This is a genomic window from Micromonospora sp. LOL_021 (genome assembly GCF_048060215.1).
GTDB lineage: Bacteria > Actinomycetota > Actinomycetes > Mycobacteriales > Micromonosporaceae > Micromonospora_E.
On sequence record NZ_JBHMIN010000006.1, the window covers coordinates 61,666 to 75,207 of the forward strand.

A 13,542-nucleotide genomic window follows, 5' to 3' on the forward strand; every position below is an offset into this window, starting at 1 on the left:
CACGCGGGTGGTCAGCCGCCGTCGACCGGGCCGGCCTGGGTGACCGCTGCCAGGGTACTCGCCACATGCCACAGCCGCCGGGTGTCCGCCACCCGCAGCCCCCACAGCACCGGCAGGCCCTGCTCCCCGCACCGGGCACCGCACACCGCAGCCGCCATGGCCGCAATCGTGTCGGTGTCCCCGCCGATACAGATGGCCGATCGGACGACGTCGTGCGGCCGCTGCGAGCCGGCCAGGAACACGGCCAGCGCCGCCGGCACGGATTCGACAGCGGCGACTCCGTTGCCGACCGCCTCGGCGATCTCCGCCGGGGTCGCCTGCCGCCGGGCCAGTGCCCGCACGATGGACAACGCGGCCCGGAACTGCGGCGTCTGTACCTGCGCGGCGACCGCCGCGATGAACAGGTCGGTGTCGACCGGCGTGTCCTGGCGCGATCTGGCCGCGACCGCGACCGCCACCGCCTGTGCGACGGCACCGTCCTGAGCCAGCGGATGAGCATGGGTGATCTCGGCGGAGCGCCGGGCGCGGCGCGCCACCTCGGCCAGCGACAGACCCGGCAACAGCCCGACCGGGGCGACCCGCATCGCGGCACCGTTACCGTAGGAGCCCGCACCGCCGAAGGCCCCCCGTGACGTCACCGCCCAGGATTCACCGGCGACGATACGGGCGAACTGTTCGGCCACCCCGGTGCCGTACCCGAGGTCGGGGCGGGCGGACCACTCGGCCGCGAACGCCGCGGCCAGCTGGTCCTGGTCGACGTCCCCACCTCGGCGCACCAGGTGCTCTGCCAGGGCCAGGGTCAACGCGGTGTCGTCGGTCCATCGCAGCTGGGGCGGTGTCGCCAGCAGGTGATCCACCGCAGCCACGTCCACTGCGGCCACGCCCTCGAACGGAGCGCCCAGTCCGTCGGCACAGGCAGCGAGCAGGATCGCACCTCGGACCCGCAGCGACCATGGGTCGGGCCCGCTGACAGGCAGGTCCGGTGCGCTGGCCGGCGTCGCTGGCGACACCGGCTCATCCTCCCTGAACGCCACCTCGACATCCTACCCTCACGCAAAGGTAGAGTCGCGCCCGTCCTACCGGCACCGTCGATTCCAGCCGCACCATCGACCCTGTTAGCCGCGCCACTGGGCACCACCCCGAAGGCTTCCCGCACGTTAGGTTCGGGAAGGTGACCGCAGGGCCCGACCGCTGACCGCCCGGCGCCGCAGTCGGCATCGGAGCCGCACTCCGATACCCTGCGGTGTTCCCGACCGAGGAATGAACCGTGACCAGCAACTGCGCGCCCTCTCCAGCGGAGTCGACCGCCGCGCCGCCGGTGCGCTTCCACGGCTGGCGCATCGTCGGGTACGCCAGCGTCGCGCTCGCGATGACCGCCCCCGGCCAGACCCTCGCCGTGTCGGCGTTCATCGACCCGATGATCGCCGACCTGGGAATGACCCGGTCCGCCGTTTCCACGGCCTACCTGATCGGCACCCTCGCCGGTGCCGCCGCGCTGCCCGGCATCGGCATCCTGATCGACCGCTACGGTGTCCGCCGCTGCATGACGGTCATCGGCGCGGTGTTCGGCACCGTACTCGTCGCCCTTTCGCTCGTCACCGAGATCGTCGGCCTGACCGCCGGATTCGTCGGTATCCGCCTCGCCGGACAGGGTGCCCTGGGTCTGGCCGCCACCACCGTGACCGCGCACTGGTTCCTGCGCCGACGCGGCACCGCGCTCGCTGTCGTCTCCGCGGTCGGCACCACCGGCATCTCCCTGGCTCCGGTACTCCTTGAACGGCTCATCGCGATCCAGGGTTGGCGCACGGCATGGTTGGTCGAAGGGCTGGTGGTCTGGGCCATCGTCATCCCCATCGCGCTGCTCGGCATCCGCGACCGGCCCACCGACGTAGGCCAGTTCGTCGACGGCCAGCCGCCCGCCAAGGTCGGCGGGGACACCGGTCCGGTCGGCGTGACCCGGGCCGGGGCGCTGCGGACGCCGTACTTCTGGATCCTGGCCGGGGCGGTCGCCACCGCCGGCATGCTCACCACCGCCGTCGGATTCCACCAGATCAGTCTGCTCACCGAGCGAGGGCTGAGCGCCACCGCCGCGGCCGCGAACTTCCTGCCGCAGACCGTCGCCGGGCTCGCCGCCACCCTGCTGGTCGGTCCGCTCGTCGACGGTCGGCACCCGCGTGCCCTGCTCGCGGCCGCGATGGCCGGTCTCGGTACGGCGCTGGTCTGGGCGACGTTGGTCACGCCGGGCTGGTCGGCCATCGGCTTCGGCGTCGCGATCGGGGCCGCCTCCGCCGCAATCCGTACGGTGGAGACCGCGCTCACGCCCCGGCTGTTCGGCACCGCCCACCTGGGCGCCATCCGGGGTCTGCTGACCGCGATCACCGTCGGCTCCACCGCCTTCGGTCCGCTGCTGTTCGCCCTGGTCCACGACACCACCGGCGGCTACCAGGCCGCCCTGCTCGGTTGCGCCGTGCTACCGGTGGCGGTCGGGCTCGCCGCCCTGGCCACCCCGCTGCCCGCACCGCCTACCAACGCTCCCGAGGTCTGACCGCCAGGCGAAGCCAGGGCTCCGGAGCGGGTGAACCTGGCCGAGTTGATCATGCCAACGGCCTCGACAGCCATCCACGTTCATCTATAGTTATCGATGTGTTCACGCGCGCGTCCCGTCCCATCCATCCGAGTCAGGACAGACCGATGAAACGCATCCCCCTGAGAGCCATCGTCCCCGCCGGGCTCGCGATCGCACTGGTCACCGGCCCGCTACCGGCACCGGCCGCCGCGCAGGCGACCGTCCCGATCACGCTGACCGGTGCCAGTGCCACCAGTCCGAGTCCCGACGTCACGATCGCCGGGCGGGCCGTCACGATCACCGCACCGGGCACCTATCAGGTCACCGGCACCCTCAACGACGGCTACCTCAACGTCGACGCCTCGGGCACCGTCAACCTGATCCTCGACGGCGCCGCCATCACCAACTCCAGCAACGCGCCGCTGCAGGTCACCGACGCCGACCAGGTCGTGATCACGCTCGCCGCCGGCACCACCAGCCGGCTCACCGACGCGACCAACTACGTCTACCCCGACCCGGACACCGACGAGCCGAACGCAGCCCTGTTCAGCCGCGCCGACCTGCGGATCACCGGCACCGGGGCACTGACCGTACGCGGCAACGCCTACGACGGCATCACCAGCAAGGACGGCCTGGTCATCGAGTCGGGCACGATCACGGTGAACGCAGTCGACGACGGCATCCGGGGAAAGGACTTCCTCGACATCACCGGCGGGAACATCGACGTCACCGCTGGCGGTGACGGCATCAGGTCCGACGACACCGAGGCGGACCGGGGCCGGCTCACCATCACCAACGGCACCGTACGGGTGAACGCCGGTGACGACGCCATCAAGGGCGAGAACACCGTCGACATCTCCGGCGGCACCGTCACCGTCACCAACTCCTACGAGGCGATCGAGAGCCGGCAGGTGACCATCTCCGGCGGCACGGTCGACGTCACCGCCCGCGACGACGCGATCAACGCCGTCGAGGACGGGTACGGCGACTTCGAGGTGGCGCCGAACGCGTTCGTCCGGATCACCGGTGGGACCACCCTGGTCGACTCCAGCATCGACGGTATCGACTCCAACGGCACGGTGACCTTCGCCGGCGGCACGGTCGTGGTCAGCGGTCCGAGCAGCGGCAGCCCTGGCGAGGGCGCGATCGACTCGAACGGCGCGGTCCACTTCACCGGCGGCACGATGCTCGGGGCAGGGTCGACCGCGCTGGCGGTGCTGAGCCTGCCGCCGACCTCCGGTCAGGGCTGGGCCGCTCCTCAACTGTCCAGCAGCCAGCCGGCCGGCACCCTGCTGCATCTGGTCTCCGGTGGCCAGGTGCTCGCCTCCTATCGCGCCGCCAAGGCGTTCCGCGAGGTGGTCTTCTCCTCCAACCGGATCCAGAACGGGCAGAACTACGACGTCTACCTCGGCGGTAGCCTGTCCGGCCCGACGACCGGCGGCATGGCCACCACCGGCGGCAGCATCGCGGGCGCCAACCGGCTGATGACCGTCACCGCCGGGCAGTACCGCGGCGGTCTGGTCGGCTGGCCGCCCGGCCCTGGCTGGCCCCCGCCGCCGAACCCGACCACTCCGCCACCGAACCCGACCACCCCACCGCCGAACCCGACCACCCCGCCACCGAACCCGACCACCCCGCCACCGAGCGCTAGCGGCTGCACGGCGACCTACTCCGTGGTGGGCCAGTGGCAGGGCGGCTTCCAGGGCGACGTACGGGTCACCGCAGGCTCGTCCGCGATCAGCGGTTGGCGGGTGACCTGGACCTTCGCCAACGGTCAGACGATCAGCCAGTCCTGGAACGCGACCATCAACGCCAGTGGCTCGGCGGTGACGGCGACCAACGTCTCCTTCAACGGCTCGCTCGGTGCCGGGGCCAGCACCACCTTCGGATTCATCGGCACCTGGAACGGCAACAACACCGCCCCGGCCCTGACCTGCACCGCGACCTGACCTACGACAGACGACCTGGTCGGCACAGCGACCTGATCGGACAGCGTCCGGTCGCCATCCGATCGGCGTCCGATCAGTGGGGCCCGGCACCACGCCGGGTGCCGGGCCCCAGCACACCGACAAGCGGATTGATTCTCCTTTGGAGATAAGCCAGGATCGATCAATGGACCAGACCCGTGAAGACGACGTGGCGGTACGGCAGTTCTACGAGACCTACGGCTGGCAGCGCGGATCATCCGGGCAGTTCCGGGACGCGGAAGCCTTCGTCGACCTGCGACCGGTGATGGACGGCTACCATCGGCGCCGTGACCAGCGGGTCGCCCGACTGCTGGCGGGCGAGGGGCCACTGTTGGACCTCGGGTGCGGTGGGGCGCCGGTGCCGGTTGCGGCCGACGGCGGCCTACGGGTCAATCTCGATTTCGCGGCAGCGGCGTTACGCGGCGCACGGCAGACCCTCGGCGACGCCGCCAGCTACCTGCAGGCCGACATCTGCCAGCTGCCCTTTCCGGCGGCCACTTTCGGCCGGGTGCTGTGCGCCCACGTGCTTTACCACCTCACACCGGAACGACAAACGCTGGCGCTCACGGAGATCTGCCGGGTCCTGCGGCCGGGCGGCGTCGCCGTGCTCGTGTACATCCAGACGTTCGCGCGGCTGCAGAAGCTGGCCCGCCGGCTCCGGCTGGACTCCCGTCCGGTAGCGGACCTCCCGCCGTTGCCGTACCACCCGGTCGACCATCGCCGGCTGCAGGTCGGGCTGCGCGATCGGGCGCGAATCGAGGTTCGAAGCTGGTCCATTCTCGCGCCGGAGATCACCCGTACGGTGGTGCCCGGCGGGCGGGCCGGCCGGGCGATGGTGGCCGGAGTCGCGGCGGTCGAGGACCGGCTGCCCCGCTGGAGCGCACGACTCGCCCGCTACCCGATGCTGGTCGTCCGCAAGAGCCGCAGCCACGACGACCCGCCTACTCATGGCAATCGGCCGGCAACGCCACTCCGGCCGGAGGGCGGGCAGGCACTATAGTCGACCCCAGTCGCTGGCGTCACTCGTGGCAGCCCAAGGGAGATCAGACCGATGACCGGTTCCCGCATCCTCTCCGTTGGGCACTACCAGCCCAGCCGGATCCTCACCAACGACGATCTATCCAAGATGGTCGACACCAGCGACGAGTGGATCCAGTCGCGGGTCGGGATCCAGACCCGGCACATCGCCGAATCCGACGAGACCGTCGACGAGATGGCGGCGCACGCCGCCCGCAAGGCCCTCGCCCAGAGCGGCCTGTCCCCCGCGGACATCGACTACGTCTCGGTCGCCACCTGCACCGCCATCGACCGGTCGCCGAACATGGCCGCCCGGGTCGCCGCCCGCCTCGGGCTCGGCCACCCGGCGGTCATCGACGTCAACGTCGCCTGCACCGGATTCACCTACGCGCTGGCCACCACCGACCACGCGGTACGCGCCGGCGCCGCGCGTAACGCCATCGTGGTCGGCGTGGAGAAGCTGTCCGACTTCGCCGACTGGTCCGACCGTACGACGTGTGTGCTGGTCGGTGACGGCGCGGGAGCCGTGGTGCTGACCGCCGCCGACCAGCCCGGAATCGGTCCGGTCGTCTGGGGCTCGGTCCCGGAGATGTCCGACGCGGTACGCATCGAGGGTCGTGCCGGCAACTTCCAGCAGGCCGGCCAGGCGGTCTACCGGTGGGCGACCACGGTGCTACCGACCATCGCCCGGCAGGTCTGCGAACGGGCCGGGGTCGCCCCGGCAGACCTCGCCGCGATCGTGCCGCACCAGGCGAACCTGCGCATCATCAGATCCCTCGCCGAACGGATCGGCGCACCGGACGCGATCGTGGCCGAGGATGTCGTCGAGTCCGGCAACACCTCCGCCGGCAGCATTCCGATCGCCCTGTCGAAGCTGGTGATGCGCGGCGACATACCGTCCGGCGCGCCGATCCTGCTGTTCGGCTTCGGCGGCGGCCTGTCCTACGGAGGCCAGGTCGTCCGCTGCCCGTGACAGCCGACTACCGCGCCTGACGCCGTCGGTCAGCACGTACTGGACAAACTATCTACTGCCCTGACGGCGGGACCGGACCAGCCGGAGCAGTCCGGCACCGACCAGCAGCACCACCAGGATCGCTGCCAGGACGGCAGCCCCGGCCTGGTCCAGCGTGGCGGCCAGCCACCGCTGGACCAGGCCGGCGCCGTCGATCAGCGGGTCCCCGCCCGGCCCGCCACGCAGCAGCCGGATCTCGTACCAGCCGTACCAGGCGACGTAGCCGCCGGCAGCCACCAGCAGCGCGCCGCCGAGGCGGGAGAGCAGCGGGGCCGCGCGGCGTACCCGGCGCAACAGCCCGTCGCGGGCCAGCGCGACGGTGACGGCCGCCACCGCGACGGTCAGCCCCATCCCGGCGGCGTACGCCACGAACAGGGCCACCCCGGACGCCACCGAGCCGGCGCGGAAGCTGGCCGCCACGATCGCCAGGAACGGGGCGATCGTGCAGGACAGCGAGGCGGCGGCGTAGGCCATCCCGAAGACGACCATGGACAGTACGGACCGGCTGGTGGCCGGGGCGCGGGACGGCACCATGCCGATGCCGGGCAGTTGCCGACCGGCCAGCAGCACCCCACCGAGCCCGATGAGCAGCAGCCCGATGCCGATGGTCAGCCACGGCAGGTGGCGCTGCACCGCTCCGGCTGCCGGCGCCACGACCAGGCCGAACACCCCGAAGACGACGACGAATCCGGCGGTCATCGCCGCCGTCGTGGTCAGTGCCCTACCGACGGCGGCACCTCGGCCGGTGCCGGCCGCGTCGCCACCACTGACCAGAAAGGACAGGTACGCGGGCAGTAACGCGAACCCGCATGGGTTGACTGCGGCGAGGGTGCCTGCCGCCAGGGCGAGGGCGAGGGGTGCGTCGGTCATCGGATCGCCTGCGGTCGGTGGCCGGGCCGGCTATCCGGCCAGCAGCCGGTCGAGGGTGCCGGGCAGCGAGTCGACGTCGACATGTCCCTTGTCGACGACTTCGCCGTCGGCGTCGAGGACGACGAAGGTGCTCTGTGCGGTAATTTCGAAGTGCCGCCACACCGCGCCCTGCTCGTCGGCCAGTTGCGGGAAGCCGGAGAGCTTGGCCAGCTCGACGAAGTCGTGCATGGCCGGCACCCCGTCGAGCCCGGCCACGCCGACCACGCTGGCGGTGTCGGCGTAGTCGGCGGCCAGTGAGTTGACTTGGGCGGCCTGACCGAGGCAGGTGGGACACCACGGCGCCCAGAACCACAGCACCGCCGGTTTTCCGGCCAGGCTGCGCCCGTCGAAGGTGTCGCCGGCCAGGGTGTCGGCGGTGAAGGCATGGCTGGCGCTGGCGCCGCCGCTGTCGGAATCTGTGCCGCTGTCGGTGTCTGCACCGGTTTCGGGGGCGGTGTCCCCGGCTGGCGCGCTGACACCGGTCCCGTCCCCGCCGGACGGCGACGTGCCCTCCCCGTCGGCCGGAGCGCCGCAGCCGGCCAACGCCACCGAGCCGGCGACGACGAGGCTGATGATCATCGACCGCACCCGCATAATGTCCGCTCCGTCCCGACATCCGACGTCCGACGATGTTCCGGTAACCGTACCCGTTCGCCGGCTCGTTTCTCGCAGATACCCCCTGGGGGTTGCTAGCCTACGGAGATGACCAGCCAGACCACCCGCGGCTACACCGCGTCCAAGGACCAGCTCCAGGCCCGGCTGCGCCGCATCGAGGGACAGGTACGCGGTATCGAGCGGATGGTCGACGACGATCGGTACTGCATCGACGTGCTGACCCAGATCTCCGCCATCCAGGCGGCCCTGGACAAGGTCGCCCTCGGCCTACTGGACGGGCACGCCCGGCACTGCATGCAGGAGGGATCCGCCGAGGGCCGCGCGGACGAGATGGCCGCCGAGATGATGGCGGCGATCGGTCGGCTGATGAAGCGCGGTTGACCTCGTCACATCCGCTCAACGACACCGGACGGCTTGCGAATTACCCCCTAGGGGTATGGTAGGTCCCGCCAGCACAGCGGACGAGGATCCCGCCAGCACCGCGGGCGAGGAGGACGGCATGAGCAGCACCGGGGCGGGCCGGCCCACGACGGCGACCCGGATCGAACTGAGCATCGGTGGGATGACCTGCTCGTCCTGCGCGGCGCGGATCGAGAAGAAGCTCAACCGGATCGACGGGGTAACCGCGACGGTGAACTTCGCCACCGAGAAGGCCAGCGTCACCGTCGAGGATCCGACCGTGACCGCCGACGAGCTGGTCGACGTCGTACGCCGTACCGGTTACACCGCCGAGCTGCCCGCTGCGCCGCCGACGGGTCGGGACGCCGACGGATCGGCGGGCACCGACCGGCCGGCCGTCTCCGACGACCTCGGTACGCTGCGTACCCGGCTCTGGGTCGCGCTGGTGCTCAGTGTGCCGGTGGTCGCCCTGGCGATGGTACCCGCCTGGCAGTTCACCTACTGGCAGTGGGTCAGTCTGGTGCTGGCCGTCCCGGTGGTGGTCTACGGCGGCCTGCCGTTCCACCGGGCCGCCTGGACGAATCTGCGGCACGGCGCGGCGACCATGGACACCCTGGTCTCGATGGGGACCCTCGCCGCTCTCGGCTGGTCGCTGTGGGCGCTGTTCTTCGGCACCGCCGGCACCCCCGGCATGACCCACCCGTTCAGCCTGTCCGTCGACCGGGGCATGGCCGCCGCCAACATCTACCTGGAGGTCGCCGCCGGGGTGACCGTGTTCATCCTGCTCGGCCGCTACTTCGAGAGCCGGGCCAAGCGCCGCGCCGGTGCGGCGCTGCGGGCCCTGCTCGAGCTGGGTGCCCGGGACGTCGCCGTACTGCGCGACGGCGCGGAGACCCGGATCCCGGTCGACCGGCTCGCGGTGGGTGACCGGTTCGTCGTCCGGCCCGGCGAGAAGATCGCCACCGACGGCGTGGTGACCGAGGGCACCTCGGCGGTCGACGCCAGCATGGTCACCGGCGAGTCGGTGCCGGTCGAGGTCGCCCCCGGCGACCCGGTGGTCGGCGCCACCGTCAACGCTGGCGGCCGGCTGGTGGTGACGGCCACCCGGGTCGGCGCCGAGACCCAGCTCGCCCAGATGGCCCGGCTGGTGGAGCAGGCGCAGGCCGGCAAGGCGGCGGCGCAACGGCTGGCCGACCGAATCTCCGGCGTCTTCGTACCGATCGTCATCGCGCTCGCTGTCGGCACCCTCGGCTACTGGCTCGCCACCGGGGGCGGGGCCACCATGGCGTTCACCGCAGCGGTCGCCGTACTGATCATCGCCTGCCCGTGCGCGCTCGGCCTGGCCACCCCGACGGCGCTGCTGGTCGGCACCGGACGCGGTGCCCAGCTCGGCGTGCTGATCAGAGGCCCGGAGGTGCTGGAGTCCACCCGTCGGGTGGACACCGTGCTGCTGGACAAGACCGGCACGGTCACCACCGGCGCCATGACGCTGGTCGACGTGCTGGTCGACGGCGCAGACCCGGACCCCGACGAACTGCTCCGGCTGGCCGGTGCGGTCGAGGCCGGCTCGGAACACCCGATCGGCCGGGCGATCGCCGGAGCCGCCGCCGAACGGGTCGGGCCGCTACCAGCGGTGACCGACTTCGCCGGCCGGCACGGACTGGGCGTACGCGGCACCGTCAGCGGGCGTACCGTGCTGGTCGGGCGGCCGGCGCTGCTGACCGACGGCGGCCTGACCGTGGACGCGGCGCTGGCAGCCAGGATGACCGCCGCCGAGGCCGCCGGCCGGACCGCGGTCATGGTCGGCTGGGACGGCCGGGCCCGGGGCGTGCTGGCCGTCGCCGACCGGGTCAAGTCGACCAGCCGGCCGGCGATCGACGCGCTGCGTCGGCTCGGACTCACCCCGGTCCTGCTCACCGGGGACAACGCCACCGTCGCCCGGGCGGTCGCCGCCGAGGTGGGGGTCGACGAGGTGATCGCCGGGGTGCTGCCCGCCGACAAGGTGGACGCGGTCAAGCGGCTGCAGGCCGGTGGTCGGGTGGTCGCGATGGTCGGTGACGGGGTGAACGACGCCGCCGCCCTGGCCCAGGCCGATCTCGGCCTGGCGATGGGGACCGGCACCGACGCGGCCATCGAGGCCGCCGATCTCACCCTGGTGCGGGGCGACCTCACCGCCGCCGTCGACGCCGTCCGGCTGGCCCGCCGCACCCTACGGACGATCCAGGGCAACCTGTTCTGGGCGTTCGCCTACAACGTCGCGGCGCTGCCGTTGGCGGCGGCGGGCCTGCTCAACCCGATGATCGCGGGTGCGGCGATGGCGATGTCGTCGGCGTTCGTGGTCGCCAACAGTCTGCGGCTGCGCCGGTTCCGGCCGGTCGCGGTCAGCCGCTGACCAGCTCGTAGCCGGCCTCCTCGACGGCGGCGGCCACCGCCTGGTCGCTGACCGGCTGATCGCTGGTGACGGTGACCCGGCCGGTGGCCAGGTCGACGTCCACCTCGGTGACCCCGGCGATCCCGCCGATCTCGGTGGACACCGAACCGACGCAGTGGCTGCAGGTCATCCCCTGCACTGTGTAGGTGCTGACCGCCATCGGTCTCTCCTTCGCGACTCGTTCCGATCCGACTCGACCGCCGAGCTTACCCCTACCGGGAATGCGTATGTTGGCGGATCCGGAACCGCCGTAGGCCGGCGACTGGCCAGCGCCCCATAGCCAAAGACCGATCCAGCGGGTAGAAACAGATCATTCCCCGACGGCACCTGTGGGTGTCGTCGGGCGATATTGAGAGAGCGCTCTCACACCGCTCTGACCGACCCCACCCCCACCCCACGCCGCGCCCGGGGCAGCTGCCACCGGCGTGACCGGAAGGAATCCGATGATCCGACGACACCCCGGCCAGTTCCGGCGGACCGCCGGCAGCCTCGCACTCGGCCTGGTCGTGACGACCGCGGCCGCCGGCCTGACCAGCGCCACCGCCACCGCCGGCCCACCGCACCGGCCGGACCGGACCGACCTCGGCCCACACGTCACGGTCTTCCACCCGGGCATGCCGGTCGACGAGATCCAGGCCCGGCTGGACGCCGCGTACACCCGGCAGGTCGACAACGAGATGGGCCGGCAGCGGTACGCGTTCCTCTTCCGACCCGGTAGTTACGGCACCGCAGAGCAGCCGCTGCACATCCGGGCCGGGTACTACACCGAGATCTCCGGCCTCGGCGCCAGCCCCACCGACGTGGTGATCACCGGCAAGATCGAGGCGTACAACCGCTGCCTGACCGACGGCGGCACCGGCAACTGCATCGCCCTGGTCAACTTCTGGCGGACGCTGTCCAACCTGTCGCTGCGCATCGACCCGACCGGGCAGGACGAGTGCCGGTCGACGGCGAACTTCTGGGCGGTGTCCCAGGCGGTCTCGATGCGCCGGGTGGACGTCAGCGGCGGCGGCCTGTCGTTGATGGACTACTGCACGGCCGGGCCGCAGTACGCCAGCGGCGGGTTCATCGCCGACTCCCGGCTGCCGGACGTCACCAACGGCTCCCAGCAGCAGTGGCTGACCCGCAACAGCGAGATCGGCAGCTGGTCGAACGGCGTGTGGAACCAGGTCTTCGCCGGCGTCGTCGGAGCACCGGACGACGCGGCGTTCCCCGACCCGCCGTACACCACCCTGGACACGACGCCGGTGCGGCGGGAGAAGCCGTACCTGTTCGTCGACCGGCGCGGGGCGTACCAGGTCCGAGTACCGGCCGTGCAGCGCGACAGCAGCGGCATCTCCTGGGGCGCCGGCCTGACACCGGGCCGTACGCTGTCGATCCGCGACTTCTTCGTCGCCACCCCGGCCGACCCGGTGCACGTGATCAACAGCCACCTCGCCCGGGGCCGCCACCTGCTGCTCACCCCCGGCGTCTACGACGTCGCCCGCAGCATCAAGGTCCGCCGACCGGACACGGTCGTGCTGGGCATCGGACACGCCACGCTGACCGCCCGCGACGGAGCCGTACCGCTCGAGGTCGCCGGCGTACCCGGCGTGGTGGTCGCCGGGGTGACGATCGACGCCGGCCAGACCGAGTCGCCGGTCCTGCTGCGGGTCGGCCGCGAACACGGCCGCAACCTGAGTACGCCGCGCAACCCGGTCACCCTGTCGGACGTGTACTTCCGGGTCGGCGGCCCGCACATCGGCCGGACCGACACCGCGTTGCAGATCAACAGCGACCACGTGCTGATCGACCACACCTGGGTGTGGCGGGCCGATCATGGAGTCGAAGGGTTCACCGAGGGCGTCAACGGTGACACCGACCGCTGGCACACCAACACCGGACGGTACGGCGTCGTGGTCAACGGTGACCACGTGGCCGCGACCGGGCTGTTCGTCGAGCACTTCCAGCGGTACAACACGGTCTGGAACGGCGATCACGGCACCACGGTCCTTTACCAGAACGAGCTGCCGTACGACCCGCCGAGCCAGGCCGACTGGATGAACGGCGACATCCCCGGCTGGGCCGGCTACAAGGTCGCCGACCACGTGCGGCACCACCAGCTGTACGGCGGCGGGGTGTACGTGTTCAACCAGAACGACCCGTCGATCCGCACCCGCAACGGCTTCGAGGTGCCGCACCGTCCCGGCGTACGGCTGCGGCACATCATGACCGTCAACCTCAGCGCGGGCGCCATCGACCACGTGGTCAACGGGATCGGTGAGGCAGCCGACACGACCCGGGTCGGCGCACCGGTCTACCTGGTCGAGTACCCGGTGCCGTAACGGGTACCCGTCCGGTCGAACGGCCACATCGAGTCGGACAGGTCATCGCGAGGAGGCACGATGTCGGGGAAACGACCAGGCAGCAAGGGGTACGACAACCAGCGCGCCCGGCTGCGCAAGGATCTGGAGAACTCGGGTACGGCGAACGACGCGGGTGCCGACGAACTCGCCAACGAGATCCTGCAGGAGCAGGCCGACCGCCAAGGCGTGCTGCGTACCGAACGGGGTCTCGGCCCGAAAGGGGAACGGTCCTAGGCCGCCGGCGGTGACCGGCGAGGGGACCGACTGGCGTCGCCGGCACC

At 71.6% G+C, this 13,542-nt stretch carries 12 protein-coding genes; 8 read left to right on the plus strand and 4 right to left on the minus strand.

The window, feature by feature from the left end; all coding sequences use genetic code 11:
- Positions 1-11: 11 nt before the first annotated feature.
- The gene (locus tag ACFHWT_RS06785) at positions 12-1,034 is read right to left on the minus strand and encodes an ADP-ribosylglycohydrolase family protein (protein ID WP_416593714.1); all 1,023 of its coding nucleotides are present in this window, start codon (positions 1,032-1,034) and stop codon (positions 12-14) included.
- Positions 1,035-1,267: 233 nt separating this feature from the next.
- On the opposite strand from ACFHWT_RS06785, the gene ACFHWT_RS06790 reads away from it, so the two are divergent.
- From ACFHWT_RS06790 to ACFHWT_RS06805, 4 genes are all read left to right on the plus strand, one after another.
- Positions 1,268-2,545, plus strand: coding sequence for an MFS transporter (locus ACFHWT_RS06790; protein WP_416593715.1), 1,278 nt, complete (start codon positions 1,268-1,270; stop codon positions 2,543-2,545).
- Positions 2,546-2,691: 146 nt separating this feature from the next.
- On the plus strand, positions 2,692-4,515 hold the full coding sequence (locus ACFHWT_RS06795) for a carbohydrate-binding domain-containing protein (protein WP_416593716.1): 1,824 nt from the start codon (positions 2,692-2,694) through the stop codon (positions 4,513-4,515).
- A 163-nt stretch (positions 4,516-4,678) separates the two neighbouring features.
- Positions 4,679-5,533, plus strand: coding sequence for a class I SAM-dependent methyltransferase (locus ACFHWT_RS06800; protein WP_416593717.1), 855 nt, complete (start codon positions 4,679-4,681; stop codon positions 5,531-5,533).
- Positions 5,534-5,584: 51 nt separating this feature from the next.
- Entirely contained in the window at positions 5,585-6,523 is a 939-nt protein-coding gene (locus ACFHWT_RS06805) for a beta-ketoacyl-ACP synthase III (RefSeq protein WP_416593718.1), read from the plus strand.
- Between the two features lie 48 nt (positions 6,524-6,571).
- Here the strand turns inward: ACFHWT_RS06805 and ACFHWT_RS06810 are convergent, their stop codons facing one another.
- Entirely contained in the window at positions 6,572-7,432 is an 861-nt protein-coding gene (locus tag ACFHWT_RS06810) for a cytochrome c biogenesis protein CcdA (RefSeq protein ID WP_416593719.1), read from the minus strand.
- Positions 7,433-7,462: 30 nt separating this feature from the next.
- Entirely contained in the window at positions 7,463-8,050 is a 588-nt protein-coding gene (locus ACFHWT_RS06815; RefSeq protein ID WP_416593720.1) for a redoxin domain-containing protein, read from the minus strand.
- A gap of 123 nt (positions 8,051-8,173) precedes the next feature.
- Here ACFHWT_RS06815 and ACFHWT_RS06820 point away from each other — a divergent pair, with 123 nt between their 5' ends.
- Both ACFHWT_RS06820 and ACFHWT_RS06825 read left to right on the plus strand, forming a co-directional pair.
- Positions 8,174-8,467 (plus strand): metal-sensitive transcriptional regulator, encoded by a 294-nt coding sequence (locus ACFHWT_RS06820; protein ID WP_123604214.1) that lies wholly within the window; start codon positions 8,174-8,176, stop codon positions 8,465-8,467.
- Positions 8,468-8,585: 118 nt separating this feature from the next.
- Positions 8,586-10,877 carry a heavy metal translocating P-type ATPase gene (locus tag ACFHWT_RS06825; RefSeq protein WP_416593721.1) on the plus strand — a complete coding sequence of 764 codons (2,292 nt, stop codon included), beginning with the start codon at positions 8,586-8,588 and terminating at the stop codon, positions 10,875-10,877.
- On the opposite strand, the gene ACFHWT_RS06830 is transcribed toward ACFHWT_RS06825, so the two are convergent.
- Positions 10,867-11,076: a heavy-metal-associated domain-containing protein gene (locus ACFHWT_RS06830; RefSeq protein ID WP_416593722.1), complete on the minus strand. Its 210-nt coding sequence runs from the start codon at positions 11,074-11,076 to the stop codon at positions 10,867-10,869. The two genes, ACFHWT_RS06825 and ACFHWT_RS06830, sit on opposite strands and share 11 nt — an antisense overlap.
- Before the next feature lie 283 nt (positions 11,077-11,359).
- Between ACFHWT_RS06830 and ACFHWT_RS06835 the strand changes: the two genes are divergently transcribed.
- Both ACFHWT_RS06835 and ACFHWT_RS06840 read left to right on the plus strand, forming a co-directional pair.
- Positions 11,360-13,240: an adenylyl cyclase gene (locus ACFHWT_RS06835; RefSeq protein ID WP_416593723.1), complete on the plus strand. Its 1,881-nt coding sequence runs from the start codon at positions 11,360-11,362 to the stop codon at positions 13,238-13,240.
- Between the two features lie 60 nt (positions 13,241-13,300).
- On the plus strand, positions 13,301-13,495 hold the full coding sequence (locus ACFHWT_RS06840; protein ID WP_123604217.1) for a phosphatidylethanolamine-binding protein: 195 nt from the start codon (positions 13,301-13,303) through the stop codon (positions 13,493-13,495).
- The last annotated feature ends 47 nt before the right edge of the window (positions 13,496-13,542 follow it).

Bases quoted from the DNA above. Each gene is read 5' to 3' on its own strand.
- ACFHWT_RS06815 (WP_416593720.1), bottom strand. From the start codon at position 8,050: ATGATCATCAGCCTCGTCGTCGCCGGCTCGGTGGCGTTGGCCGGCTGC.
- ACFHWT_RS06795 (WP_416593716.1), top strand. From the start codon at position 2,692: ATGAAACGCATCCCCCTGAGAGCCATCGTCCCCGCCGGGCTCGCGATC.
- ACFHWT_RS06840 (WP_123604217.1), top strand. From the start codon at position 13,301: ATGTCGGGGAAACGACCAGGCAGCAAGGGGTACGACAACCAGCGCGCC.
- ACFHWT_RS06830 (WP_416593722.1), bottom strand. From the start codon at position 11,076: ATGGCGGTCAGCACCTACACAGTGCAGGGGATGACCTGCAGCCACTGC.
- ACFHWT_RS06805 (WP_416593718.1), top strand. From the start codon at position 5,585: ATGACCGGTTCCCGCATCCTCTCCGTTGGGCACTACCAGCCCAGCCGG.
- ACFHWT_RS06820 (WP_123604214.1), top strand. From the start codon at position 8,174: ATGACCAGCCAGACCACCCGCGGCTACACCGCGTCCAAGGACCAGCTC.
- ACFHWT_RS06800 (WP_416593717.1), top strand. From the start codon at position 4,679: ATGGACCAGACCCGTGAAGACGACGTGGCGGTACGGCAGTTCTACGAG.
- ACFHWT_RS06810 (WP_416593719.1), bottom strand. From the start codon at position 7,432: ATGACCGACGCACCCCTCGCCCTCGCCCTGGCGGCAGGCACCCTCGCC.
- ACFHWT_RS06835 (WP_416593723.1), top strand. From the start codon at position 11,360: ATGATCCGACGACACCCCGGCCAGTTCCGGCGGACCGCCGGCAGCCTC.
- ACFHWT_RS06825 (WP_416593721.1), top strand. From the start codon at position 8,586: ATGAGCAGCACCGGGGCGGGCCGGCCCACGACGGCGACCCGGATCGAA.